General features: G+C 61.6%; 29 protein-coding genes. 25 read left to right on the top strand and 4 right to left on the bottom strand.

Features of this window, described 5'->3' with window-relative positions; genetic code table 11:
- Window positions 1-8: 8 nt before the first annotated feature.
- Window positions 9-1322, bottom strand: coding sequence for a sensor histidine kinase (locus NEI07_RS03205; RefSeq protein WP_256032660.1), 1314 nt, complete (start codon window positions 1320-1322; stop codon window positions 9-11).
- A 422-nt stretch (window positions 1323-1744) separates the two neighbouring features.
- Between NEI07_RS03205 and NEI07_RS03210 the strand changes: the two genes are divergently transcribed.
- The 25 genes from NEI07_RS03210 (at window position 1745) to NEI07_RS03330 (ending at window position 23988) form a co-directional block, all read left to right on the top strand.
- Window positions 1745-2182: a thioredoxin domain-containing protein gene (locus tag NEI07_RS03210; RefSeq protein WP_256032661.1), complete on the top strand. Its 438-nt coding sequence runs from the start codon at window positions 1745-1747 to the stop codon at window positions 2180-2182.
- A gap of 3 nt (window positions 2183-2185) precedes the next feature.
- Complete coding sequence (locus NEI07_RS03215) at window positions 2186-3043, top strand: hydrogenase expression/formation protein (RefSeq protein WP_256032663.1); 858 nt, start codon at window positions 2186-2188, stop codon at window positions 3041-3043.
- Complete coding sequence (locus tag NEI07_RS03220; protein ID WP_256032664.1) at window positions 3040-3258, top strand: rubredoxin; 219 nt, start codon at window positions 3040-3042, stop codon at window positions 3256-3258. Before NEI07_RS03215 ends, NEI07_RS03220 begins: the two co-directional genes overlap by 4 nt.
- Window positions 3242-3766 (top strand): [NiFe]-hydrogenase assembly chaperone HybE, encoded by a 525-nt coding sequence (gene hybE / locus NEI07_RS03225; protein ID WP_256032666.1) that lies wholly within the window; start codon window positions 3242-3244, stop codon window positions 3764-3766. The genes NEI07_RS03220 and hybE overlap by 17 nt, the downstream gene beginning before the upstream one ends.
- A 14-nt stretch (window positions 3767-3780) precedes the next feature.
- Window positions 3781-4848, top strand: coding sequence for a nickel-dependent hydrogenase large subunit (locus tag NEI07_RS03230; RefSeq protein ID WP_256032667.1), 1068 nt, complete (start codon window positions 3781-3783; stop codon window positions 4846-4848).
- Window positions 4841-5182 carry a hydrogenase maturation nickel metallochaperone HypA gene (gene hypA / locus NEI07_RS03235; protein WP_256032668.1) on the top strand — a complete coding sequence of 114 codons (342 nt, stop codon included), beginning with the start codon at window positions 4841-4843 and terminating at the stop codon, window positions 5180-5182. Before NEI07_RS03230 ends, hypA begins: the two co-directional genes overlap by 8 nt.
- Window positions 5182-6114, top strand: a complete 933-nt coding sequence (gene hypB / locus NEI07_RS03240; RefSeq protein WP_256032669.1) for a hydrogenase nickel incorporation protein HypB — start codon at window positions 5182-5184, stop codon at window positions 6112-6114. The genes hypA and hypB overlap by 1 nt, the downstream gene beginning before the upstream one ends.
- A 5-nt stretch (window positions 6115-6119) precedes the next feature.
- On the top strand, window positions 6120-8402 hold the full coding sequence (gene hypF, locus NEI07_RS03245) for a carbamoyltransferase HypF (RefSeq protein ID WP_256032670.1): 2283 nt from the start codon (window positions 6120-6122) through the stop codon (window positions 8400-8402).
- Window positions 8393-8623 carry a HypC/HybG/HupF family hydrogenase formation chaperone gene (locus NEI07_RS03250; RefSeq protein ID WP_256032671.1) on the top strand — a complete coding sequence of 77 codons (231 nt, stop codon included), beginning with the start codon at window positions 8393-8395 and terminating at the stop codon, window positions 8621-8623. The genes hypF and NEI07_RS03250 overlap by 10 nt, the downstream gene beginning before the upstream one ends.
- Window positions 8620-9765 carry a hydrogenase formation protein HypD gene (gene hypD / locus NEI07_RS03255; protein WP_256032672.1) on the top strand — a complete coding sequence of 382 codons (1146 nt, stop codon included), beginning with the start codon at window positions 8620-8622 and terminating at the stop codon, window positions 9763-9765. The genes NEI07_RS03250 and hypD overlap by 4 nt, the downstream gene beginning before the upstream one ends.
- Window positions 9762-10814, top strand: a complete 1053-nt coding sequence (gene hypE / locus NEI07_RS03260; RefSeq protein WP_256032673.1) for a hydrogenase expression/formation protein HypE — start codon at window positions 9762-9764, stop codon at window positions 10812-10814. The genes hypD and hypE overlap by 4 nt, the downstream gene beginning before the upstream one ends.
- A 29-nt stretch (window positions 10815-10843) precedes the next feature.
- Window positions 10844-12286, top strand: coding sequence for a sigma-54-dependent transcriptional regulator (locus NEI07_RS03265; RefSeq protein ID WP_256032675.1), 1443 nt, complete (start codon window positions 10844-10846; stop codon window positions 12284-12286).
- Complete coding sequence (locus NEI07_RS03270) at window positions 12273-13655, top strand: sensor histidine kinase (protein WP_256032677.1); 1383 nt, start codon at window positions 12273-12275, stop codon at window positions 13653-13655. The genes NEI07_RS03265 and NEI07_RS03270 overlap by 14 nt, the downstream gene beginning before the upstream one ends.
- Window positions 13652-14659, top strand: a complete 1008-nt coding sequence (locus tag NEI07_RS03275) for an NADH-quinone oxidoreductase subunit B family protein (protein WP_256032680.1) — start codon at window positions 13652-13654, stop codon at window positions 14657-14659. The genes NEI07_RS03270 and NEI07_RS03275 overlap by 4 nt, the downstream gene beginning before the upstream one ends.
- Complete coding sequence (locus tag NEI07_RS03280; protein ID WP_256032682.1) at window positions 14656-16107, top strand: nickel-dependent hydrogenase large subunit; 1452 nt, start codon at window positions 14656-14658, stop codon at window positions 16105-16107. The genes NEI07_RS03275 and NEI07_RS03280 overlap by 4 nt, the downstream gene beginning before the upstream one ends.
- 221 nt (window positions 16108-16328) lie before the next feature.
- A complete protein-coding gene (locus NEI07_RS03285) occupies window positions 16329-17411 on the top strand; it encodes a hydrogenase small subunit (protein ID WP_256032684.1) in 1083 nt (360 codons plus the stop codon).
- Window positions 17412-17435: 24 nt separating this feature from the next.
- Window positions 17436-19307 (top strand): nickel-dependent hydrogenase large subunit, encoded by a 1872-nt coding sequence (locus NEI07_RS03290; RefSeq protein ID WP_256032685.1) that lies wholly within the window; start codon window positions 17436-17438, stop codon window positions 19305-19307.
- A 10-nt stretch (window positions 19308-19317) separates the two neighbouring features.
- Window positions 19318-20037 carry a Ni/Fe-hydrogenase, b-type cytochrome subunit gene (gene cybH / locus NEI07_RS03295; RefSeq protein ID WP_256032687.1) on the top strand — a complete coding sequence of 240 codons (720 nt, stop codon included), beginning with the start codon at window positions 19318-19320 and terminating at the stop codon, window positions 20035-20037.
- 3 nt (window positions 20038-20040) lie between these two features.
- Entirely contained in the window at window positions 20041-20631 is a 591-nt protein-coding gene (locus NEI07_RS03300) for a HyaD/HybD family hydrogenase maturation endopeptidase (protein WP_256032688.1), read from the top strand.
- 1 nt (window position 20632) lies between these two features.
- Window positions 20633-20860: a hypothetical protein gene (locus NEI07_RS03305; RefSeq protein WP_256032689.1), complete on the top strand. Its 228-nt coding sequence runs from the start codon at window positions 20633-20635 to the stop codon at window positions 20858-20860.
- A 22-nt stretch (window positions 20861-20882) separates the two neighbouring features.
- A complete protein-coding gene (locus NEI07_RS03310; protein WP_256032690.1) occupies window positions 20883-21248 on the top strand; it encodes a HypC/HybG/HupF family hydrogenase formation chaperone in 366 nt (121 codons plus the stop codon).
- Between the two features lie 269 nt (window positions 21249-21517).
- Window positions 21518-22204: an RNA polymerase sigma factor gene (locus NEI07_RS03315; protein WP_256032692.1), complete on the top strand. Its 687-nt coding sequence runs from the start codon at window positions 21518-21520 to the stop codon at window positions 22202-22204.
- Between the two features lie 2 nt (window positions 22205-22206).
- Window positions 22207-22452, top strand: coding sequence for an anti-sigma factor (locus NEI07_RS03320; RefSeq protein ID WP_256032693.1), 246 nt, complete (start codon window positions 22207-22209; stop codon window positions 22450-22452).
- A 218-nt stretch (window positions 22453-22670) separates the two neighbouring features.
- Window positions 22671-23036, top strand: coding sequence for a group I truncated hemoglobin (locus NEI07_RS03325; RefSeq protein WP_256032694.1), 366 nt, complete (start codon window positions 22671-22673; stop codon window positions 23034-23036).
- A 4-nt stretch (window positions 23037-23040) separates the two neighbouring features.
- Window positions 23041-23988 (top strand): 2Fe-2S iron-sulfur cluster-binding protein, encoded by a 948-nt coding sequence (locus NEI07_RS03330; protein ID WP_256032695.1) that lies wholly within the window; start codon window positions 23041-23043, stop codon window positions 23986-23988.
- A 152-nt stretch (window positions 23989-24140) separates the two neighbouring features.
- Here NEI07_RS03330 and NEI07_RS03335 read toward each other — a convergent pair whose 3' ends face one another.
- The 3 genes from NEI07_RS03335 to NEI07_RS03345 form a co-directional block, all read right to left on the bottom strand.
- On the bottom strand, window positions 24141-24671 hold the full coding sequence (locus tag NEI07_RS03335; RefSeq protein ID WP_256032697.1) for an RES family NAD+ phosphorylase: 531 nt from the start codon (window positions 24669-24671) through the stop codon (window positions 24141-24143).
- Entirely contained in the window at window positions 24668-25030 is a 363-nt protein-coding gene (locus tag NEI07_RS03340; protein WP_256032698.1) for a DUF2384 domain-containing protein, read from the bottom strand. Before NEI07_RS03340 ends, NEI07_RS03335 begins: the two co-directional genes overlap by 4 nt.
- A 177-nt stretch (window positions 25031-25207) precedes the next feature.
- Window positions 25208-25933 (bottom strand): c-type cytochrome, encoded by a 726-nt coding sequence (locus tag NEI07_RS03345; protein WP_256032700.1) that lies wholly within the window; start codon window positions 25931-25933, stop codon window positions 25208-25210.
- Window positions 25934-25937 lie beyond the last annotated feature (4 nt).

Here is a 25937-nt window from a genome sequence, read left to right on the forward strand (position 1 = left end):
CGTATAAGCTACGCACTGTCTACGCCCGCGATGTCGGTGACAGAGGCAAGCGGCAGATGGAGCTGGTAGGATAGACCGCTTGGTTGGTAGGTGATGGTCGTCCTGCCACCAAATTGCTTCGGCCATTCCTCAATGATGAAGCTGCCAAATCCTTTCCTGGACGCGGCTGTCGCAGGAGGACCGCCTCTTTCCTTCCACTCAAAGGTTAGGCACGGCTCTCCTTCGATAAGTTCGATTCGCTTGTCTATCAGCACTCGCCCACTGGGGGTCGAGAGCGCGCCATGTTTCACCGCGTTGGTGACAAGCTCATTAACAACGAGGGCAAATGCTTGAGCGGCTTTTGCGGACAGCGAAACATCTGGGCCTTTTGTTTCGATCTGATCTTTGAAGCTGGAAATATCCGTCTCGAGTAACTTATCCATTGAGACTTTTTGAAACATTGCTTCGGAGGCGACAGCGTGAACCTTTGCCAGGGATTGCACCCGCCCCGTAAGGATTTGTTCCGCTTCCGATATGCTCCGGTCCGTTGTCAGGGTCCTTCGAATAATAGCTAAAATAAGCGCGAAGAAATTGCCAACTCGGTGCTCGAGCTCCCTTGCAAGTATCCTCTGCCTCTCCTCGTGCTGCTTCCGCTCAGTTATATCTGTGATTGTCGCCAGCACGGCCGGCTCTTGGTTCCATTCCATAGGGTTAAGGCCGATTTCCACTGGAAATTCGCTTCCGTCCTTTCTGCGCGCCCGCAGATCACGGCCTGCGCCCATGGCGCGAGTCTCTGGCGATCGTTGAAACGCCTCCCGCATGCCTTTGTGCGTCACTGATGCTCTTTTCGGGACGAGCATTTCAACCGACTGCCCGAGCAGCTCCTCGCGCGGATACCCAAAAAGCCTCTCCGCGCTCGAATTCGCTGCGAGCATTTTGCCGGCCCTGCCAACAACGATTATGCCGTTTGGGGCCGTCTCAATAAGTGAGCGCTCCTTTTGGGCTTCAACCGCCACGCGTTCAATCGCAATCTTGAGTAGGGCGACAGCCGTCACTATTGCGAGCGACACCAGCACGAAAAAAAGCAACGACCCAGCTACACGAGGGCCCAACGCCTGCAGAGAAGGAGAATTTAAAAACAGCAGCCGAGCTATGGCCGCAGAGAGGGCCACAGCGAATAGCCCTGGCGCAGAACCGCCAAGGGCGGCGGCTACGACAATCGCTGGCAAAAATGCAACGACTGGCAAGCCCTCGACCAGCCAATCTTGCACGAACCATCCCATCAGCGCCGACAGCCCGACAGCTAAGGACGCCACGGCGTAAGCAGCATAATTTACCCGCATTTGGCTCCGATCGAGCAAGCTCTAGGCTGCCTTGGAGAAGACTTAAGTTGAAATCAAAGATAGGAGGGGGCGGACGCGGAGCCATCTGTCACAAGGGGTTTTCTGGTCGAGCTTTGCCAAGGGAAGCGGGCGGCCGACGACCGGGTCCTTTCATTGTCGCCTTGGCGGGCGGACTCGACTTGAAGGCGGCGGGTCGACGATGGCGGGCTGATATTTGATCGAGCCCGCCTATTTTTGAACCTTGTTCACTTGGAAACTTCCTTCTCAAAAAGGAAAGTAAGATTCCAGCCCAATAGCGGCGCATGAATTAAGAATCCTTAGAAATCTATTGATTTCAATGTGTAATAAATAAATGCGGTGGGGCGCCGGCCTTGGCGCCCTCATTGCAATTTCTCCAGAAAGAAAGCTGGGAGGAGTTGCCGATGTCGCCTTTGCTTCGGCGCCTGATTGAACGGGCGCAGCTGCCGCTCGTGGATGAGTTGAGCCTCGAAGCCTTTCTCGATGGCGTGCATCAGGAGGGCGCGCAGGCCCTATTATTTCTTTCCGGCGATGGCGCGAATCGTCCCGAGACCGGCGATGTCGCGGTCGTGCTGCCCGAACTGCTGTCGCATTTTTCGGATCGCCTGCGCGGCGCCGTGATCGCGCCCGACGCCGAAGAAAGACTGCGTCCGCGGCTTCACGCTTACGTGTCGCCAAGTCTCGTCGTCATGCGAGGACGCGAGCCAGTCGGCGTCATGCCGAAAATCTGGGACTGGGCCGATTACATCGCGAAGATCGAGAGTTTTCTCGATCCTTGCGCGCCTGTGCTCGCCGGACCGAAAAGGCCGCAGGTCGAGATTTCATTCAGCGCGGGAGCCTGACCCGTGAAAGCAGGATTTTGGACGGCGCCCGAAGGCGCGGATGAGGCGATGCCGGTGGCGCCGATTGGCCTCGACGACGTTTTTGCCGCGGGCGCCAGTCTACGTCTCGGCAGTCTCGCGCATAAGGAGTCGGAAGACCTCATTCGTCGTTGCGCCGGCGTTGGAAGCCTTCTCCTCGAACTCGCGGAGGCGCTCGCCCTTCAGCAGGCGGAAGAGCAGGGCCGTCTCTTCGACATTACCGATCGCACCGCGGACGAGCGCGAACTCCTGGACCAAGCGCTCGGCGCGGGCGAGGTGAGCGGCGTCGTCGCGTTGCCGGACGGCGTCACGGCGCAAATCGCGGAATCGACCATGGCCGGCCTTTGGCGCGTGCGCTTCAGCGACGCCGACGATCGGCTTGTCGGCGATTATCTTGAGGTCGGCGACATTCCCGAGATCGTTAAGCGCGCGTCGATCGTCAATGCGCGCGACGTTTCCTTTGGCGAAGCGCCCGAAGGCGCCATGAACGTCATGCCGCTGCTCGCGGAAATTCGCGCGCGCGTCGCAGCCTTCGCGCCGGGCGCCAAGTCCCACATGGTCAATTTCATGCTGTTTCCGATGGCGACGGAAGACATGCGCTTCCTGCAGGCGTCGCTCGGAGAGGGGCCTGTCGGCCTCCTGTCGCGCGGCTACGGCAAGTGCCGCATTCACGCGACGGCGACGCGCCACGTCTGGTCCGTGCAATATTTCAACGCCATGGACGAGATCATTCTCGATACGCTCGAAATCGGCGGCGTGCCTGTCGTCGCCTTGGCGGCGACCGAGGATTTCCGCGATTCGAGCGAACGGCTTCGCGAGATCTACGAGGCCTATTTCCAATGAGCTTCGAGAATTTCAGCGCGCCTCGCGACGTGAGCGCCACTACAAAAATGGAATGCGGCGTGTGCTGGCATGTCTATGATCCCGCGCTTGGCGATGACGTCTGGCAGATTCCGCCGGGCGTATCCTTCAGCGCATTGCCCGCGGATTGGCGCTGTCCGAATTGCGACGCGCCGCAGGCGAAATTCATGAGGCTCGCCGATGAGCGCGAAGGTTGATCCCGCGCGCGAAGCGGCGGCGGCATGCGCCGGCGCGCGGCTCGCCGATCACTACCGGCGCGTTCATGAAGCGATGCGCGATCTGCCGATCTGCAATCCGGCGCTGGAGATAGAGGCGATCGGCTTTCGGCCCTATGGGGCCCAAGCGCTCGGCGTCATTCTCACGCCCTGGTTCATGAACCTCATGATCTGCGCAGCGGACGCCGAGGAGCTCCCGCCGAAGGCTCCAGGCGAAACGGCCTGTTGGCCGCTGACTGCAGGGCGCGTGGACTTTGTCGTTGGACGGCTCGAAGGCTTCGGCCGCGTCGACAGCTGCTCGCTCTTTTCTCCGATGGACGATTTTGCTGATCACGCCGCGGCGCGCGCCGTCGCTGTCGCCGCGCTCGACGAATTATTCGATCCCGCTTTTGCGGAGGCGCGCGCCGCGGCGGCGCGGAGACCCGCGTTGCTGGATCGCCGTTCGCTCACTTTCGGCGCGAAGCGCGACGCACCCAATCTCGCGTCATGAGCGCGTTACGGGAGATGTCGTCGAGCATCGGCGTCGAGGTGACGCGTATCGAGGATAGGGTGGAAGAGGCGAAGGTCACGCCGCGACGACAAGTCGACGCCACGCGAATTCTCTACGGGAAGGCGGCGAGCGACGCGCCTTGCCTGATCGGTTCGGTCTTCACCCTCTGCGCCGGCTCGCAGCGCATCGCAAGCGAAGCGGCGGTGGCTGCGGCGCAGTCGCGACCCACGCCTGACGGCTTGCATTGGCGTTGGAGACGCATGCTCCACGCCGAGCGCATCGCCGAACATTTGCGCGCCAGCCTACTGGATTGGCCCGGCGAGAAAAGCGATCCCCGTCGTCTTGCGCATCTGCCGGCCTTGCGCAAGGCGCTGGGGGCCGCCCGCGCGGCTGGCGAAGTGAATGACAATTCTCTCCACGCTGCTTTGAAGGAGGCGGCATGGGAAGTCGGCGCGCCGCTTGAAGCGGGTCGGAATCCTACAGCCTGGTTCGCTGAGTTATGGCGAGACGCCTTGCAATATGCGCAGATCGCGCCTTGGTTAAGCGGCGTCGACTTTCTGGCGATTGACGACATAGAGTCCGTGCATCGCGCACTCTGTGAGCGAAACGCTGATTTTCTCGCCCGCCCGCATCTGCCGGGACGCGTCGTCGAAACGGGAGCTTTCGCGCGCCATTTTTCCTGCCTTAGTCGCAATATCGGGCTGCTGGCGGCAAGGCTTCAGGCGCGCTTCTGCGACATCGCTTACGCATTAGACGTGCTGGCGAGCAGGGAACCCTTGGCGGGCGAAGAAGATCTCCTTGTCGCCCGTTCGAGCCGGCGCGGCGAAGGCTTCGCCATGGTGGACTCGCCACGCGGATTTTTGTTCCATCGCGTCGAAATCGACGCATCGGGCGTCGTGACGAGTTATGACATTCTCGCGCCGACGGAGTGGAACTTCCATCCCGCCGGGCCTTTCGCCCAAGCGCTTGCGGCGGCTAAGCTCGACGTCGCCGAGCCCCGGCGGTTTGTCGCGACGCTTGCGGCCTTGTTCGATCCCTGCGCATCCTGCGATATCAGACTTCGCGAGGCGCAGCATGCATGAAATGTCGCTGATGGAAGCGCTCGTCGATCTTGCCGAAGAGGAAGCGCGCAAGGCCGACGCGCGACGCGTCGCCGTCCTGCGCGTCGCCGTCGGCGCGCTGAGCCATGTCGATCCGCACGCCTTGCGCTTTTGCTTTGAGGCCGTGGTTCGCGGCTCGATGTGCGAGGGCGCCGCCCTGGATTTGCTGGATGTTCCGGGCGCCGGCTGGTGTCTCGACTGCAGCAAGGAAGTCGCGTTGGCCGAGCGCTTCGGCGCTTGCCCCGAATGCGGACGCCATCGCGTTCAAATGACGCGCGGCGACGATTTTCGCCTCATCGAACTGGAGGTCTCCTGATGTGCACCGTCTGCGGTTGCGGGATGAGCGTCGTCGAAGACAAGGACAAGGCCCAAAAGCGCGACGCGCATGGGCATGACCACGATCATGGCCGTCATCATCGCCATGGCCATCATCATCATCATGGACACGACCACGATCATCAACCTGACCATGAACATCACGATCATGACCATCATCACCAACATGGCGTGGAGAGCCATGGCGACGACTCGATCCATTACGGCGCAGGATTAGCCGGTGTTCATGCGCCCGGCCTCAGCCAGGAGCGCATCATCAAGATCGAGCGCGACATTCTGTCGAAGAACGACGCCTATGCGCGCGAAAACCGTCATCGTCTCGTGGCGAACGGCAATTTCGCGCTGAATTTCGTTTCGAGTCCCGGTTCGGGAAAAACCAGTCTTCTCGTGCGCGCGATCGAGGATTTGAAGGCGCGACGCGAGATCGTCGTGATCGAGGGCGACCAGCAGACCTCGAACGACGCGGAGCGCATTCGCGCGACCGGCGCGCGCGCGCTGCAGATCAACACCGGCAAGGGCTGCCACCTCGACGCGCATATGGTTGGACATGCGATCGATACGCTCGCGCCGGAAAAGAATGCGCTGCTCTTCATCGAGAATGTCGGAAATCTCGTCTGTCCGTCCGCCTTCGATCTTGGCGAAGCGCATAAGGTCGTCGTGCTGTCGGTGACGGAAGGCGAGGACAAGCCGCTCAAATATCCAGACATGTTCGCCGCCGCCGATCTGATGCTGCTCAACAAGGCCGATCTTCTGCCGCATCTCGATTTCGATGTCGGCGCCTGCATGGCGGCGGCGCTCACGGTTAATCCTGATCTGCAGACGCTTGTCGTTTCGGCGCGAAGCGGCGAGGGCATGCAGGCGTTCTATGCTTGGATCGAAGCGCGCGCCGCGCGCATGGCGATCGCGGAGTAAGGCGGATGGCTCCTGCGGACGCCGTGCAAGCCGCCACGCAGCGTCTGCGGGTGCGCGTGCGCGGCGCCGTGCAGGGCGTCGGCTTCCGGCCTTTCATCTATGTTCTTGCAACGCGCATGCGGCTAAGCGGGTTCGTCAAGAATGATGCGGCTGGCGTCCTCCTCGAAGTTCAGGGGGAGCGCATCGACGCTTTCCTCGATGCGCTATCGCGCCATCCGCCGCCGCTCGCGCGCGTCGATGCGATCGAGGTCGAAGAACTCGTGGTGCGCGACTCTTCGAGCTTTGTCATTCTCGACTCGGTTGACGGCAAGAGCGAGACCCGCATCATTCCAGATGCGGACGTTTGCGAAGAATGTCTCGACGACCTCTTCGATCCTACGAGCCGCTTTTATCTCTATCCCTTCGTCACCTGCACGCATTGCGGCCCGCGCTATACGCTTACGCGGCGGCTCCCTTATGATCGCGCGCGGACCTCCATGGCGCCCTTCGCCATGTGCCCCGATTGCGCGCGCGACTATCGCGATCCGGCAGACCGGCGCTTCCACGCGGAACCCCTCTGCTGTCCGGCCTGCGGACCAAAGCTCTCGTCTTCGCCGGCGGAGATCGTGGTGGCGCTACGCGCCGGCAAGATCGTCGCGACGAAGGGCGTGGGCGGCTTTCATTTGATGTGTGATGCGCATAACCGAGCGGCGGTGGAAGAATTACGCCGTCGCAAGGCGCGGGACGCGAAGCCCTTCGCCGTCATGGCGGCCAATATCTCCTCCGTCGCCACGATCGCTCGCGCGACTGAACAGGAACTCGCTCTGCTCCAGGATGTGACGCGGCCCGTCGTGCTGACGCAAAGTAGAGGCGTCCTCGCCGATGCCGTCGCGCCGCGCTTGAATCGCATCGGCGTCATGTTGCCCTATACGCCGCTCCATCATCTCATCTTTCAGGAGGCGGCGAGCGCGCCCGTGGCGCGCGCGTGGCGCGACGCGCCGCAAGAATTGATTCTCGTCGCGACGAGCGCCAATCTCGGCGGCGATCCGCTGGTGAAGGACAATGAGGAGGCGCAGGAGCGCCTCGCCGCCATCGCCGATCTGATCGTGACGCATGATCGCGAGATCGTGACGCGTATTGACGATTCGGTGATGAACGTCGTCGCCGGCGCGCCGGTCTTTTTGCGCCGCGCGCGCGGATTCGCGCCCGAGCCGATCGAGCTTGCGGCGGACGGCCCTTGCGTCGTCGCCGCCGGCGCGCATCTCAAGGCGACGATAACTGTGACGCGCGGCCGCGAGGCTTTCGTCTCGCAACATATCGGCGATCTCTCAAACGCCGCGACCGCGCGTTTGTATCGCGAGACGGCGCAACGGCTCGTCGATATTCTCGACGTGACGCCGGAGCTTGTCGCCTGCGATCTCCACCCCGACTATTTTTCCACACGCTGGGCCGAGGAGCTGGGCCTCCAGCTCTTTCGCGCGCAACATCACGCGGCGCATCTTGCCGCCGTTCTCGCGGAGCATCGCATCGAGGGGCCGGCGCTCGGCCTCGCGCTCGACGGACATGGGCTTGGCGACGCCGGACAATCCTGGGGCGGCGAAGTGATGCGCCTCGACGGCGCGTCATGGCGACGATTGGGTGGACTCGCGCCGCTGCCAGCGCCGGGTGGCGACCGCGCCGCGCGCGAGCCCTGGCGAATGGGCGTCGGCGCGCTCGCAAAGCTCGGGCGGCTCAACGCGGCGGCGCAGCTTTTTGCCGATGAGCCGCGCGCGTTAGAGATGGCGCGGCTCATTGGGCAAGGATATGCGCCGCCTGTTACGAGCAGCATGGGCCGCCTCTTCGACGCCGCCGCGGCGCTTCTCGGTCTTTCGACGCGCCAGCATTATGAAGCGCAGGCGGCTATTGAGATGGAAGCGCTGGTCGTCACGCCGCGCGCGATGGAAAACAGCTTTCGCATGAACGGCGATGAACTCGACTTTCTGCCGATTCTTGGCGCGCTCGCCGACCGGCGCATGAGCCCTCGCGAAGGCGCGGAGCTTTTTCACGGCGCGCTTATCGAAGGGCTCGCGCAATTCGTCGCGAGGGCCGCGACAGAGCAGCGGCTCGATATCGTTGTGCTCGGCGGCGGCTGCATGATGAATCGCGTTCTTGCCGAAGGGCTGATGGAACGGCTGAAAAGCCTTGGTTTGCGGCCTATGCTCGCACGAAAGCTGCCGCCCAACGACGGCGGTCTTTCGCTTGGCCAGGCGGCGATGGCGCGCGCCTTCGCGCAATCTCCAATTCCCAAGGAACTTGCTCTATGTGTCTAGCGATCCCCGCTCAAGTGACGAAACTTCTCGGCGACGGCATGGCCCGCATCGACATGGGCGGCGTGTCCAAGGCGATCAGCGTCGCGCTCGTGGATGATGTCGCGGTCGGCGACTTTGTCGTCGTTCACGTCGGCTACGCTCTATCGAAGATCGACGCCGAAGAGGCCGAGCGCACCTTGGCGCTGTTGCGCGACCTTGCGGCGATGGAGACGCCGTCATGAAATATGTGGACGAATATCGCGATCCCGAACTCGCGAAGGGCGTCGCGGCGACGATCGCCGCGGAAGTCGATCCCGGCAGGAACTACCGTTTCATGGAATTTTGTGGCGGGCACACGCATGCGATTTCGCGCTATGGCGTCGAAGACATGCTGCCGCGGAATGTGGAGATGATCCACGGTCCTGGATGCCCGGTCTGCGTTTTGCCGGTGGGGCGCATTGACGACGCGATCAGGCTCGCGGCCGATCCGCGCGTGACGCTTTGCACTTACGCCGATCTGATGCGCGTGCCGGCGTCTCGCGGCGCGAGTCTGTTGAAAGCGCGCGCGGCGGGAGCCGACATCCGCATGGTCTATTCGACGCTCGACGCTCTGCGCATTGCCGAGGCGGAACCCGAGCGCGAAGTGGTTTTTCTCGCCATCGGTTTCGAGACCACGACGCCGCCGACGGCGCTCGCGATCAAACAAGCGAAGCAGAAAGGGCTGCGCAATTTTTCCGTCTTCTGCAATCATGTGCTGACTCCCATCGCCATGCGCGCCATATTGACGGGCGAAGGGGATGAGGCGACGCGGCTCGACGGAATCGTCGGTCCCGCCCATGTCAGCACCGTGATCGGCGCGCGGCCTTATGAATTCGTCGCGAGCGACTATCGCAAGCCCGTCGTGATTTCCGGCTTCGAGCCGCTCGACGTCATGCAGTCGATCCTTATGTTGATCCGGCAGATCAATGAGGGCCGCTGCGCCATCGAAAACCAATATGTGCGCGCCGTGACGCACGACGGCAACCTCAGAGCGCAGAAGGAGATGGATGAAGTCTTTGCATTGCGCGAAAGCTTCGAGTGGCGCGGGCTCGGTCTCGTCCCGCGAAGCGCGCTGCGCCTTGCCGAGGCGTTCGCCGATTTCGACGCGGAAAAGCGCTTCGATATTCGCACGGTCGCGGCCGCCGACAATCCCGCTTGCGAATGCGGCGCGATTCTACGCGGCGCGAAGAAGCCGACAGACTGCAAACTCTTCGGCGCTCTTTGCACGCCTGAGACGCCGATGGGGTCTTGCATGGTGTCGTCGGAGGGCTCCTGCGCCGCGCATTACGCCTATGGGCGGTTTCGCGACCGCAGCCGCGCGCGCATCGAAAGGGCGGCCTCATGAGTCTCGTCATGAAACCAGTTCGACGAAAACTCGATATGAGAGAGGGCCGCGTCGATCTCTCGCATGGCTCGGGCGGGCGCGCCATGGCGCAGCTCATCGCCGATATTTTTCACGACGCCTTCGACAATGACTGGCTGCGCCGCAACGACGATCAGGCCTCGCTCGACGCGCAGGAAGGCCGTCTCGTGATGACGACCGACGGATATGTGGTTTCGCCGCTGTTTTTCCCGGGCGGCGATATCGGTTCATTATCCGTCCATGGCACGATCAACGATATCGCGATGGCTGGCGCGACGCCGAAATATCTTTCCGCGAGTTTCATCATCGAGGAGGGTTTTGCGCTCCTCGATTTGAAGCGCATCGCTCAAAGCATGGGCGATGCTTCGCGCGCCGCCGGCGTGCCGATCGTCACGGGCGACACCAAGGTCGTCGAGCGCGGCAAGGCGGATGGCGTTTTCATCTCGACCGCGGGCGTCGGCGTCTTGCCGGACGGCCTGTCGCTGTCGAGCGACAAAGCGCGCCCCGGCGACGCGGTGCTTATCTCCGGCTCCATGGGCGATCATGGCGTCGCCATCATGTCGCGACGTGAAAATCTCGAATTCAGCGTCGAGATCATGTCCGACTCCGCAGCGCTGCACGGACTGACCGCCGCCATGGTCGGGGCGGCGGGCGACGCTTTGCGCGTGATGCGCGATCCGACGCGGGGCGGCCTCGCCGCGGCGCTCAACGAAATCGCGCATCAGTCGAACGTTGGCTTCACGATCGCCGAGGAATCAGTCCCGGTGAAGCCGCAGGTCGCCGCCGCTTGCGAATTCCTAGGACTCGATCCCCTCTATGTCGCCAATGAGGGAAAACTCATGGCGATATGCGCGCCTGAGGCCGCTGATGCGCTGCTCGACGCCATGCGCGCACATCCGCTCGGACGCGAAGCCGCGCTGATCGGCCATGTCGTCGAAGACGAGCGAAATTTCGTCGAGATGACGACGCGCTTTGGCGGCGGGCGCATCGTCGATTGGCTGTCGGGAGAACAGCTTCCTCGCATATGTTAAACCGCGAGACCTGCGGACCGGATGACGCGATGACTTTTTCTTCGACCGTGCTGGTGATCGACGACGAGCTTCGCTCGCGCGAGGCGCTGCAACGCGTCCTTTCCGATGAATTCGACGTGATTTGCGTCTCAAGAGCGAAGGAGGCGGAAAGCGTCCTCGACGGGGAACTCGTGCAGGTCATTCTCTGCGATCACAGAATGGCGGGCGAATCAGGCGTCGATTTCCTAAAACGCGCACGCATCTCCTGGCCCGATCCGATTCGCATCATCATCTCCGGCTATACCGAGTCCGAAGATATCATCGCCGGCGTCAATGAAGCTGGCATCTATCAATATATCACCAAGCCATGGGAGCCGGAGAAGCTGATCGCCAGCGTGCGCGACGCGGCGCAGCTCTATCGCTACCAGAAGGAGGTCGGCGCCGGTCTCGACAATAAGCCCGCTGCGGAGTTGCTCAAAGAGCAGATCGCGACTCGGCGTCGCAAGGAGAAGCGGCTCTTTGAATTCAGCCGCATCATTCACCATCCCGAAAGTCCCGTGGCGCCCGTTGTGGCGCTCGCGCGCAAGGCGACGGAATATGACATCTCGGTGCTCATCACCGGCGCGTCGGGAACCGGCAAGGAGCTTCTCGCGCGCGCGATCCATTACGGCTCCGATCGCGCCGACAAGCCTTTTGTCGTGCAGAATTGCGGCGCTTTACCCGACGAACTGCTGGAGAGCGAACTCTTCGGCTGCAAAAAGGGCGCTTACACCGGCGCCTATCAGGATCGCGTCGGTCTGTTCGAACTCGCCAATGGCGGTTCGATCTTTCTCGACGAAATCGGCGAAACCTCCGCCGCCTTTCAGGTGCGACTGCTGCGCGTGTTGCAGGAGGGCGAAATTCGCCCGCTCGGCGCGCAACGGCAGCGCAAGGTCAATGTGCGCCTGATCGCGGCGACGAACCGAAGTCTCGAAGACGAAGTCGCGGTGGGACGGTTCCGGCGCGACCTTTATTATCGCGTCGCCGCTTTTCCGATCCATCTGCCGCCGCTCTGCGAGCGGCCGCAGGATATCGAATTGATCGCGATGCGCATCCTCGCGGACGTCAATCGCAGCTTCAGGCGCGGCGTCAAAGGCTTCACGGTCGAGACGCTCACGCGTCTTGCAAGTTACGATTGGCCAGGAAACGTGCGCGAGTTGCATAATGAAATTCAGCGCATGGTGACGCTCTCGGAAAATGACGGACTGCTGCCTGCAAGCCTATTGTCGCCGCGCATTCTCTCCCCGCGACTGACGAACGGGGCTGCAAGCGCGGCCCGTATGCTCAAGACCCGCGTCGAGGCGCTCGAACGCGAGATGATCGAGGACGCGTTGCGCCGCTTCGACGGCAATATCAGCCGCGCGTCGGAAGAGCTTGGCCTTTCCCGTGTCGGAATGCGCAACAAGATCGAACGCTATGGCGTCGAGCGGGATCTGCGCGATGACGAAGAGTAAAATCTGCCGTCCGACCAATATGCTCGATCTCCTCTCGGAGAGCGCGGGGCTGCCGGACGACGCGCAGACGGAGAATATGTGGCTCGAAGTCATTCATAGGGTCGATGAGGTTTATTCAGATCTCATTCGTTATGAGTCAGATCTCGAAATCAAGAATGCCGAGCTTGAGGAAGCGCAGCAGTTCATTTCAAGCGTCATCGCCTCCGTTTCCGATATTCTTGTCGTATGCGACGAGAAGGGCCGCATCCTTCAGGTCAATCCCGCCTTTCAGCGCATCACCGGCTTGAGCCAGAAGGACTTGCTCGGCGCGAGCCTTGCGGATTTCCTGGTCGAGGAGGACCGCGCGAGCGCGTTGCAGAAGATCGCCGAAGGCGTCGCTGGCAAGGTCACGGAATGCGAACTGCGTTTTCTGGCGGCGGACGGCGCGTCCGATCTCATGGCGATCAATTGCTCTGCTCGGTTCGATCATACGGGTCGGCGCGTCGGCGCCGTGCTCACGGGGCGCCCGATCGGTGAGTTGAAACGCGCTTATGAGGCGCTGCACCGCGCGCATCGTGAATTGCAGCAGGCGCAGCGCAAACTCGTCGAGCAGGAAAAAATGGCGAGCCTGGGTCGGCTCGTCGCGGGCGTCGCGCATGAGCTCAACAATCCCATCAGTTTCATTTATGGAAATATCCATACGCTCGACAAATATCGCGGGGCGCTCGCTGAATATTTCGAGAAGTCTAGCGTGAAGGCGCAGAATGACGAGTTACGGCGCCGCTACAGGATCGACGCCATTCTTGCCGATCTTCCATCGCTCATCGAAGGGACGATGGACGGCGCCGTTCGCATCAGCGACATTGTAAGGAATTTGCGGCGTCTGTCCTTCAGCCGGCCCGCCGAAACCCAGCGCGTCGATCTTGAACGCATCGCGCGCACGGCGGCAAATTGGGCGGCGCGCAGCAAGAAGACGCGCGCGGAAATCGTTTTCGATTGTGACGAGAGCGTCGTTGTCGATGCGCATGAGGGGCAGATTCATCAAGTGCTCGTCAATCTGATCGATAATGCCTTCGACGCGACAAGGGATGTCGCTACGCCTCGCATTCGCGTCGCGATTCGCAAGACGAGCGCGCACGCAGAAATCATCGTGGAGGATAATGGGCGCGGAATGTCAGATGTCGTGCTCGACAAGGTGTTCGAGCCTTTTTTCACCACCAAGGTGGTAGGCGAAGGGACGGGCCTTGGCCTTTGGATCAGCTATTCCATCGTCAAGGAACATGGCGGCTCCATTGTCGTCGCCAATCATCCAGGCGGGGGCGCGATTTTCACGGTGCAGTTTCCGATGAATAGTGCGCAGCAGCAGTTGCGCGCGGATGAACGCGGATGAGCGCGGGCGCCTTCAACATACTATGGCTTCAGGCCGGAAGTTGCGGCGGCTGCACCATGTCCATGCTTGAACATGGCTCGGGCGGATGGTTTAGCGAGCTGGGCACGCTCGGCGTCAACCTCCTCTGGCATCCAAGCGTCAGTGAGGAGACCGGAACGGAAGCGCGCGTCGTTCTGGAGCGCGTCGAGGCCGGGGAAACGCCGCTTCACGCGCTTTGCATCGAAGGCGCGATTCTGTGCGGACCCGACGGAACGGGTTTCTTCAATCGTCTCGCCGGCACGGGACGCGCCATGCTCGATTGGGCGCGGGCTCTCGCCGCCAAGGCGGATTATTGCGTCGCCATTGGCTCCTGCGCGACATTTGGGGGCGTTCCCGCGGCGGATCCCGATCCCACGGACGCCGTCGGTCTGCAATATCGCAAGGGCGTGGCGGGCGGCGCGCTCGGCGCCGATTATCGTTCGCGGCGCGGCCTGCCCGTCATTAATGTGGCGGGCTGCGCGCCGCATCCCGGCTGGATCATGGAGACGCTCGCGGCGCTGGCGCTGGACGTGCTGACGGCGGACGATCTCGACGCGCTCGGCCGGCCGAAATTCTATGTCGATCATCTCGCGCATCACGGATGCAGCCGCAACGAATTTTATGAATTCAAGGCGAGCGCGGAGACGTTGTCGCAGCGCGGCTGTCTCATGGAGCATCTTGGCTGCAAGGCGACGCAGGCTGCAGGCGACTGCAATCAGCGCGGCTGGAACGGTTCAGGCTCCTGCACAAAGGGCGGGTTCGCCTGCATCGCCTGCACGTCTCCCGGCTTCGAGGATATTCGCGACTATCACCGCACGCCTAAGATCGGCGGCGTGCCCATAGGGCTGCCGCTCGACATGCCAAAGGCCTGGTTCATGGCGCTCGCCGCGCTGTCGAAATCGGCGACGCCGCAACGCGTGCGTAAGAACGCCACGGCCGATCATGTCGTCGTGCCGCCGCGCGGCGCGAGAAAGCCGAAGGAATGACGCGCCTTCTCGTCGGCCCGTTCAATCGCGTCGAGGGCGATCTCGAAGTGTCGCTCGACATCGAAGATGACGCCGTCGCTTCAGCGCGCGTGACGACGCCGCTCTATCGCGGCTTCGAGCAAATTCTCATCGGCCGGCCGGCGGCGGACGCGCTCGCCATCGCGCCGCGCATTTGCGGCATTTGCTCGGTCTCGCAATCCCTGGCGGCGGCTACGGCGCTGCGCGCGCTTTATGGCGTCGCGCCGGCGCGTAATGGGATAATCGCGGCCAATCTCGCGCATGCCGCCGAGAACATGGCCGATCATCTCACGCATTTTTACATTTTCTTCATGCCGGATTTCGCGCGCGCGCAATATGCCGGCCGAAGCTGGCATGACGCGACGACGCGCCGGTTCAAGGCAATCGAAGGCGCGGCGGCGAACGAGGCTCTGCAGGCGCGCCGGCGCCTTCTCGAGATCATGGGGATACTCGCCGGCAAATGGCCGCACAGCCTCGCCTTTCAGCCGGGCGGAACGACCTGCGCTGTCGATCTTGGGCAGAAGGCGCAGCTCGTCGCGATCGCGCGCGACTTTCGCCGCTTTCTTGAATCCGCGGTGTTCGCGGCCCCGCTTGAGGCGCCGCTTGGCCTCAAGACGCCGCAGGAGCTGGAACGCTTTTGCGAAGGGCGGGGCGCGGATGGCGATTTCGCCGCCTTTTGCCGCATCGCGCGCGCGCTCGATCTCGAAAATCTGGGCCGCGCCGCCAATCCTTTGATGAGCTATGGCGCCTATCGCGACGAGACAGGCGCCTTTCTGAACGCGGGCGTGTTCGATCCCGTTGCGAGCGCGCTGTCGCCGCTTGACGCGCGTGCGATCCGCGAAGACGTGTCGCACGCCTATATGCGTGACGGCCCGGAAGAGCCGTCACTCGCGCGTACCGAGCCCTTTGTCGATAAGCCCAACGCATATTCTTTTGCCAAGGCGCCACGTTTTCACGGGCGTCCGACGGAGGTTGGCGCGCTCGCGCGGTTGGCGGTCCATGGCCATCCGCTTGTGCGCGCCCTGCTTGAGCGTTCGCGTGGCTCTAATGTTTTCGTTCGCGTCGTCGCGCGCCTCATCGAGCTTGCGATGGTGGCGGAGGCGGCGGAAAGCTGGGCGAAGGCGCTGGCGTTGAACGAGCCCTTCTGCGTTGTGGCGCCGCACGATGGCGACGGCGAGGGCGTTGGCCTCGTCGAAGCCGCTCGCGGCTCGCTCGGCCATTGGCTTGGCGCACAGAAGGGAAAGATCCGCGCCTATCAGATCATCGCGCCGACGACGTGGAATTTCTCGCCGCGCGACGCTTCCGGCGTGGCCGGTCCGGTCGAGCAGGCGCTCGTCGGCGCGCCGCTCGAAGGCCATGGCGCGAGCGCCGCTTCCGTGCAGCATGTGATCCGCTCCTTTGATCCCTGCATGGTCTGCACGGCGCATTGAACCAAGGGCTGGCAAGCGCCTTTCCGGCGAATGAAAATCGACTAGCCGCTCGCGCGCGAAAATTCTCATCGAGACGCTCCTCGAACTCTCCTAGCTTATTGGAATTAAATCAATTTCAATCAACGGGCGGCGCTTGGCCCGGACCTTGCTCACCCCTTAAAAACAAAGCGCGACGCGAGATCGCGACAAAGGGACGAAGAACGCCATCAGGAGGAGCGGGAATGGCCGCAATCGAGACTTTTTACGACGTCATCCGCCGACAGGGGGTGACGCGCAGAAGCTTCACGAAGTTTTGCAGCCTGACCGCCGCCAGTCTCGGCATGGGTCCAATCGGCGCCGCGAAGATCGCCAATGCGCTCGAAACCAAGGAACGCACGCCCGTCATCTGGATGCATGGGCTCGAATGCACCTGCTGTTCGGAAAGCTTCATCCGCTCGGCGCATCCGCTGGTCAAAGACGTCGTTCTGTCGATGATCTCGCTCGATTACGACGATACGATCATGGCCGCCGCCGGCCATCAGGCCGAAGCGATCCTCCAAGAGACGAAAGAGAAATACAAAGGCAAATATATTCTCGCCGTCGAGGGCAATCCGCCGCTCAACGAAGGCGGCATGTTCTGCATCGACGGCGGCAAGCCTTTCGTCGAAAAGCTGAAATGGATGGCTGACGACGCCATGGCGATCATCGCCTGGGGCGCCTGCGCCTCATGGGGGTGCGTGCAGGCGGCCAAGCCCAATCCGACGCAGGCGACGCCGATCGACAAGGTCATCCACGACAAGCCGATCATCAAGGTGCCGGGATGCCCGCCTATCGCAGAAGTCATGACCGGCGTCGTTACTTATATTACGACCTTCGGCAGATTGCCCGAACTCGACCGGCAAGGCCGGCCGAACATGTTCTACTCGCAGCGCATCCACGACAAATGCTACCGCCGACCGCATTTCGACGCCGGCCAGTTCGTCGAGCAATGGGACGACGAAAGCGCGCGAAAGGGCCACTGCCTTTACAAAATGGGCTGTAAGGGGCCGACGACCTATAACGCCTGTTCGACAGTGCGCTGGAACGGCGGCGTGTCCTTCCCCATCCAGTCGGGCCATGGCTGCATAGGCTGCTCGGAAGAGGGGTTCTGGGACAAGGGCCCGTTCTACGAACGGCTGACGAACATCCATCAATTCGGCGTCGAGAAGAACGCGGACGAGATCGGGCTTGCGGCTGCCGGCGTCGTCGGCGCGGCGGTCGCGACGCATGCTGCGGCGACGGCCGTCAAGCGCATCGTCTCGAAGAATAACGATCACTCGGCCTGACGCCGCATCTCCAGGACAACGATCATGACGCAACAGCGCATCTTGCAAAATGGCGCGGCCGAAGTAGCTCAAGCCGCCGCGCCCGCCGTCGCCGCAACGGCTTCCGCCGGCGTCGACACGCCCAACGGTTTCAGGCTCGACAACAGCGGCAAGCGCGTCGTCGTGGATCCCGTGACGCGCATCGAAGGCCATCTGCGCGTCGAAGTGAATGTCGACTCCGACAACGTCATCCGCAACGCGGTATCGACCGGAACCATGTGGCGCGGCATTGAAGTGATCCTGAAGAATCGCGATCCGCGCGACGCCTGGGCCTTTACGGAACGGATTTGCGGCGTTTGCACCGGCACCCATGCGCTCACTTCGGTGCGCGCCGTCGAAGACGCGCTGGGCATCGCCATCCCGGAGAACGCCAATTCGATCCGCAATCTCATGCAGCTCGCGCTGCAGGTGCATGATCACATCGTGCATTTCTATCATCTTCACGCGCTCGACTGGGTCGATGTGGTTTCGGCGCTGAGCGCCGATCCCAAAGCCACTTCCGCTCTCGCGCAATCGATTTCGAGCTGGCCGTTGTCCTCCCCCGGCTATTACAAGGACTTGCAAACGCGCCTGAAAAAGTTTGTCGAGTCCGGCCAGCTCGGTCCCTTCAAGAACGGCTATTGGGGCAGCAAGGCCTATCGGCTACCGCCCGAAGCCAATCTGATGGCGGTCGCGCATTATCTCGAGGCGCTCGACTTCCAAAAGGAGATCGTGAAAATCCACACGATCTTCGGCGGCAAGAATCCGCATCCCAATTGGCTCGTCGGCGGCGTTCCTTGCGCGATCAACATCGACGGAACCGGCGCGGTCGGCGCCATCAACATGGAACGCCTGAACCTCGTCGATAGCATCATCGATCAACTGATTGAATTCAACGACAAGGTCTATATCCCCGACATCATGGCCATCGGCTCCTTATATAAGGACTGGCTCTATGGCGGCGGCCTCTCCGGGAAATCCGTGCTCGCCTATGGCGACGTGCCGGAGCACGCCAACGACTATACCGACAAGAACCTGCTCTTGCCGCGCGGCGCGATCATCAACGGCAGACTCGACGAGATCCATCCCGTCGATCATCGCGATCCAGAGGAGATACAGGAGTTCGTGACGCACTCCTGGTATAAATACGGTGATGAAACCAGGGGTCTGCATCCCTGGGACGGCGTCACCGAGCCGCATTACGAACTCGGGCCGAACGCCAAAGGCACGAAAACCAATATCATCGAGCTCGACGAAGGCGGCAAATATTCCTGGATCAAGGCGCCGCGCTGGCGCGGTCACGCGATGGAGGTCGGCCCGCTGGCGCGCTGGGTCATCGGCTATGCGCAGGGCAAGCCGCAATTCAAAGAGCCCGTGGAGAAAGTGCTGCACGATCTCGGCTTGCCGACTTCGGCGCTCTTCTCGACGCTCGGCCGCACGGCGGCGCGCGCGCTCGAGAGCCAGTGGGCCGGCTATCAGATGCGGCATTTCTTCGACAAGCTCGTCGCCAATATCAAGGCCGGCGATCTTGCGACCGCCAATGTCGAGAAGTGGGAGCCCAAAAGCTGGCCAAAGGAGACGAAGGGCGTCGGCTTCACCGAGGCGCCGCGTGGCGCGTTGGCGCATTGGATCAAAATCAAGGACGGGAAGATCGATAATTACCAATGCGTCGTGCCGACCACATGGAACGGCTCGCCGCGCGATCCCGCCGGCAATATCGGCGCCTTCGAGGCGTCGCTGATGAATACGCCGATGGTCGATCCCGCGCAGCCGCTCGAAATCCTGCGCACGATCCACTCCTTCGATCCCTGTCTCGCCTGTTCGACGCATGTGATGAGCGAGGACGGACAAGAGATGGCGACGGTGCAGGTGCGCTGAGGAGAGGCTCATGACCGACATTTCGCGAATCGATGTCGCCGATTCTCACGGCGAGAAGGTGGTGGCGCAGCCGACCGTCTATGTCTACGAGGCGCCCGTGCGGCTCTGGCATTGGGTCAACGCGCTCGCCATCCTCGTCCTGATCATCACCGGCTATCTGATCGGCTCTCCCCTGCCGACCGTCGCCGGCGAGGCGTCGCAGCATTTCGTCATGGGCTACATCCGCTTCGCCCATTTCGCTGCCGGCCAGATCATGGCCGTCGGCTTTCTGCTGCGCGGCTATTGGGCTTTCATGGGAAACGAGCATTCGCGGCAGATCTATTACGTGCCGGTCTGGCGCGCGTCTTTCTGGAAAGAGCTTGCGCACGAAATCCGCTGGTATGCCTTTCTGGAGAAGGCGCCGATGAAATATGTCGGCCATAATCCGCTGGCGCAGACGGCGATGTTCGTCATGTATACGCTAATGTCGGCGTTCATGATCATCACGGGTTTCGCGCTTTATTCGGAAGGAGAGGGCGCCGACAGCTGGGAGGCGAAGCTCTTCGGCTGGGTCTTCTACATCTGGCCCAACAGCCAGGAAGTGCACACCTGGCATCACCTCGGCATGTATGTGATCGTCACGTTCATCCTCATCCACATCTATGCGGCCGTGCGCGAAGACATCATGTCGCGCCAGAGCATCATCTCCTCGATGATCTCGGGCGAACGTCATTTCAAGGATGGAGCCTGATCCGTGGCGCGGCGCGTGCTTGTCCTTGGCATCGGCAACATCCTTTGGGGCGACGAAGGTTTTGGCGTGCGCGCGGTAGAGGCGTTTCACCGTCGCTACGCCCTTCCGGAACACGTCACCCTGCTCGATGGCGGCACGCAGGGACTTTATCTCGTGCAATATGTGCGCGAGGCTGACGATCTTCTTGTCTTCGACGCCATCGATTACGGCCTTGCGCCCGGAACGCTGAAAATTGTGCGTGATGGCGACGTGCCGAAATTCACCGGCTCGAAAAAGATGAGCCTGCATCAGACCGGCTTCCAAGAAGTGCTGAGCGCCGCCGATCTCCTTGGCGATTATCCGTCGCGCCTCGCGCTTATCGGGTGCCAGCCGCTCGATCTCGAAAACTGGGGCGGTCCGCTCACCGAGCCGGTGCGCGGCGCGATCGCCGCCGCTGTTACGGCGGCGCATGACATCCTGCTGGAATGGGGCGTCGATTGCGTCCTGCGCGCCGAACCGCTGGCGCCGGAACTGGCGCTGCTAAAGCATGACATCGATCATCAGAGCTATGAGAGCCGTAGAGGCGCGGACGCCGCCGGCGAATGGCGGGATTGACATGAGCTTCCTGCGAATGATCGTCGTCGCGGCGGCGCTCGCGCCTGTCATGGCTGAGGCGCATCCGGGCGCGCATCCGTATGGGCTCGCCGAGAGCCTCACGCATATCGCCATGCAGCCTGATCACCTTCTCGCGCTTGCCGTCGTTTTCGGCTGGATTTCCATCGTCGCGTTGGGCGCGCTTGGCGTCGCCTATGCGAGCCGCAAGGTTTTGCGCGCGGACGACTGAGGCATCGGACGGACGGATTCCCATGTGCCTTGGCGTTCCGATGCGCGTGATCGACGGCGACGAGATGTCGGCGCTGTGCGAAGGCGCCGGCCGGTCTGAGCGCATTTCCATGCTGCTTATCGGCGCGCAGCCTCCCGGCGCGCATGTGCTCGTCCATCTCGGTACGGCGATGCGCGTGCTTGAGGAAGAGGAAGCCGCTCTGATCGCGGCCGCGCTAGCGGGCCTTGACGCGGCGCTTGCCGGACGGACCTTTGAAGCGCATTTCGCCGATCTTATCGACCGCGAGCCGCAATTGCCCGCCCATCTGGCGCTGTCCGACGAACCCGATTGTGATGTTCCAGCACCGGAACAACTCGTATCAAAATCATCGTCGACGCAGACGCGCTAAGTTTGCGCTTCGGAAAGATATGGGAGGCCTCGCCGATCTGATCGTGAGTCAGACGAGGCTCATCCGCTCGGCGTGCTGGACTGCGTCAGCCGTTGTGCGCTTTTGTCTAGCGCCGATCCAAATCTCTTCCGACCGGAGAGGGCCCTCCAAACGCGGAGGCCCGATGGATAGCGTCGCTTCGATGTTGATGCTAACCTTTGCGTGCAAGCCGTTTTTCCGTCTGTCACCCGTACCGCGAAATGAGACAACGATCAAACTCAGAGTGGTTATTGGCCCTAAGGGCAGGCGACCAGAATCAGGCCGTTGCGCTGGCTGAGCTGCGTGAGCTCGTGCTCGGTGCGATCATCAAATTTCTTTCGCGAAATGAAACGCCCGGAGGCTCGTCGCTCGGCCACGATTTGCATCAAACGGCGGAGGACTGCGCCCAGGAGGCCATTATCCTCATTCAGTCGAAACTCGAACAATTTCGTGGCGAGAGCAAATTTACGACATGGGCCTATTCGATCGCTGTTCGCGTCACTCTTGGGGAGCTTCGACGACGGCGCTGGCAAAAGGCGGCAGTGAATCGTGCGCGTCTTGGCGAAGATGTGCCGGTCTGGCCGACTGATGCTCCAGAACCCGAGCGCAGTCTGGAACGGCGAGAAGCGTGGGCCTTGCTGGTCCGCCTTATTGAGAACTCTTTGACGCCGCTCCAGCGAAAAGCGCTTGTCGCTCACGCTTTTCAGGGCATGCCGCTTGATCTTGTCGCCGAGTGGCTCGGCGGCAATCGCAATAGCATATACAAGCTTATTCATGATGCACGAAAACGCCTTAAGGCCGCGCTGCTTTCCGAAGGCGTTACGCATCAGGATATCATAGCTACGTTCGACTCGTCCCGGCGCAAAACTTATCTCAGTGATGATGGTAAGATTTTCCCGTCTCAGAGCGTCTCAAATACGGTTGAGTCCGGAAGCTAGGAATGAAACAAAAGGAATTTGCCCGCCTGCTCGATACGATCTTCGCCGCCAAAAGCGGGGAAGAGATGTCGTGCACGGATTATTTCGATAGTCTACCGCGCTACGTCGAGCTGGAAGCCTCCGGCTTGGACGCCGCCGCCACTCTCCCCGAGGTTCGTCACCACATGCATCAATGTCCCGAATGCGAAGAGGTGTATCTCGGCTTGCTGGCGCTAGTGCGCGCCGAAAAGGCGGCGGATGGCGCGTGAGGGGGCGCGATCGTTCCGGGGTTATCGGTGGAGTCAGTGGCAACAGAACGAATTTCATCACGCTTTTCTTATATGATTTGAATTTCCCGCGGGGCGCATTTCTCCCAAGCAAAAAAAATCCCGCCGGTCGAGGTAAGATTCTCCGCGCCGCGGCGTCTAAGAGACGTCCGAGCCGAAAAGTTGGCTCGCTAAGGTCGGCAACTGGGAGAACGCAAGGCATGTCAAATCTCTACGAGCGCCTAGGGGGCGAGAACGCCGTTAATGCCGCAGTTGAGCTTTTTTATCGCAAGGTTCTCGCGGACGGTCGCATCGCGCAGTTTTTTGATGGCGTCGACATCGATCAGCAAATCGCCAAACAGAAATCATTCCTTACCATGGCGTTTGGGGGGCCAAATAATTACACGGGAGCCGACATGCGCAATGCGCACAAGCGTCTCGTCGCGAAGGGCCTCAATGATTCCCATGTCGACGCGGTCATCGAAAATCTGAACTACACGCTCCGTGACCTTGGCGTGCCGGAAAAAGAGGTTAAGGAAGTCGCGGCGATTGCACATTCCGTTCGTGATGACGTCTTGAACCGTTGATCCGATGCTGAAGTTCGAGGATCGTTTGGTCGAACTCAGGCCGGGTGAAACTGTGCTTGAAGCGCTGGAGCGCGCCGGCATCGACGCGCCTTCGTCGTGCCGGTCCGGCAATTGTCAGACGTGTCTGCATCGCGCGGTGGAAGGCGTTCCTCCGCCAGAGTCTCAAGTTGGATTGACACAGGGTCAGAAGGCGCTCGGCTTTTTTCTGCCCTGTGTCTGTTTGCCGACGTCGCCGCTGACGATTACGCGACCAGACAACGTCGGCGCGCGTCGGGACGCCGTCATTCGAGCGATTGAGCCGCTTGCGCCGAATGTGATCCGACTGCGTGTTGATGCGGATGATTTCGCGTATCGGCCAGGTCAGTTTCTCGAACTTGTCGTGGATGGCGATTTAAGACGTCATTACTCGCTCGCGAGCCATCCCGAGGAGGATCCATTTCTCGAGATGCATATCCGACTACATGAAAATGGCCGAATGAGCCGACGGCTTGGAGAATTCAAGCCGGGCGATCGCTTGCATGTCGCGGGTCCATCCGGGACATGCTTTTACGAAGGCGTTCACGCGGACCAGCGCCTGCTGCTGATCGGCGCCGGGACGGGTCTCGCGCCGCTCTATGGCGTGTTGCGAGACGCTCTGAAGCGGGGCCATCTCGGTCCAATCCGTCTTTACCACGGCGCACGCAGCCGTGATGGTCTCTATCTCGATGAAGAGCTGAAAGCGTTGAGCCGGACGCTAGCGCATGTCGATTACCGACCATGCCTGCTTGATCCAGATGCTCCGGCTGGAGGAGACGTTGCGGCGACAGCCCTGCACGCCGAGCAAGACGTCAAGGACTGCGCAATTTTTCTGTGTGGCGGCGAAAATCTGGTGAGACGGTTGAAGCGTGATTTCTTCATGCGCGGAGTCAGCATGAAGAACATCCGATCGGATGCGTTCACGCCGTCGGGCTAACATTGGCGGATCGATATGGGGCGACGTAGCAGCTTCAGGATTGACATATCCGTGACGCCGGCGCCAGCGTCAGCTTGAGGCCGAGCGCTTTGATGACTTTCAACACGGTCGCCAATCCAGGATACGGCGCCAAATGTCGAGAGCCATAGCCGTCACGACGTCCACGAGGATTGATCCGCGGGAAGGTCACGAAGCGGATCGAGCGCCGCGACTCTCGTCTTTCCTTCGATATTCCAGCACCACAGGACCAGGTTGAAACCTGCGGCCTGAATTGAGGGAACGCGAATCCCATCGACATTTTCTCGCAGCAAGCGTTCGGCGATCGCCCATGTCGGAGGCGCCCGTTTCTCGACAAAGGCGATATATTGCCATGGCGCGCGCAAGGCTGCGGCGTCGACGCCCAATGTTAGAAGGGTTCGCGCGTCGGCGAGGTCGGCGATCCGCTCGCTTTGTACGTCGTAAGCGCAGAGGGTTCCCGGTCGGATGCCGAGATCCTGCTCATATTCGGCGACCGCCGTCGAAAACTCTTCCGACATATAGAGAGCTGGCATGCCGGGAGAATTGAATCGTCCGCCGCGCAATGCCGCTCCGGCGCCGCTCAAGGGGTCGTGCGCCCATTTAGGCGCGAGCATTCGCCAATAGCGGCGGGCGATCGCAATCGTCCGCACGCGCTTGGCCGTCACGCGTAGGCACCCTCGCGCAAGAGGTCGAGATGAGTGAGAACGGCGTCGCTATGGCCGGCGGCGACCAGTTCCTCGGCGGTTTGCCCATCGAAACCGGCCAACGGTTGGTGCTTGAACCAGACGATCGCGCGGCCCTGTTCGCCGCCGAGAAGTTCGGTTGCAGTGGTAATAATACGGGCGATGTCGCCGAGGCGTTCTTGCACCACCGGCGAATCGGGATGTTGGGCGAGGGTGTTGCGGTGGACCTTGGCCAAGCGGGCGATCTTGGCGAGCGGCACATGCAGAGCCTCGCTCACGCGCTGCGGCGAAATGAAACCGCCGCGCCGGTCAGTCACTTGGTCAAGGAAGGCGCTGAGCATCCCGGAACGGTCCTGTGCATGAGATAGGCGATATATGCATATTTCACGCCCAATTTCAAGGCCGTCAACGATTGCTGCCGCGCTACTAACGTGGATCAGGCCGCGACGGCTGTCGTTCTCAGTTTGCCGGCTTCGGGGCGTTGTTAAGGCCACAGAGCGCTGGCGCGCGCATAGCGCTCATGGGGGATTTCCGCCTGGCTTCTGGCCGAATTTGAACTGCTGCGTGAAGCCCCATGGCTTCGCGGTTTCGACAAATTCGGCGGGGGTTTGTTCAATCTTCAGCGCGTCGCGCGAGATCGTTTGCCCCCAACCTTTGCTCGGCGACTGACTGATGCTCTCGATATAGCTGACGAGGTCCCAGATAATTTCGTCGGACAGCGTCCCGCCCCAGGCTGGCATGCCATTGGGTCGACCATGATAGATGCTGAGATAAATGTTCACCGGCGCGCCGCCGTAAATGAAGATGCGATTGCTCAGCGCGGGACCCATCCCGCCGCCCCCATTCGCCGCGTGGCAGCCGACGCAGTTGAAGGTGTTGAAATAGGACATGCCGCGCTGCAGCGCTTGCGGGTCTCCCTCGACAGGATTGACGATCGCGGGAGGCGCCGGCGGATCGCCGGGCAGGAGCGTCGTCACAGGCGCGCGAAGATATTTCTCGCTTGCCGGATAAAAGCCGATCGCGGGCGCGGGTTTCTCTTTGGTCGATTGTGTGTCGGATATCTCTGGCGATTGCGGCGTCGGCGTTGGCGCTGGCCGAGCGGATGGTGGTGGCGCAGGCTCCGGTTGCTTTCGCGGCGGCGCTGTGCGCCCGACAGGATGATGCGTTCGCGCGAATGCGGATTCGACCGATACGCAGCCCAACGTCAGAGTTAGCGCAACGGCGGCGTAGGGTCGCAAGCGCATCGGC

The sequence above is a fragment of the Methylocystis suflitae genome (genome assembly GCF_024448135.1).
Taxonomy (GTDB): domain Bacteria; phylum Pseudomonadota; class Alphaproteobacteria; order Rhizobiales; family Beijerinckiaceae; genus Methylocystis; species Methylocystis suflitae.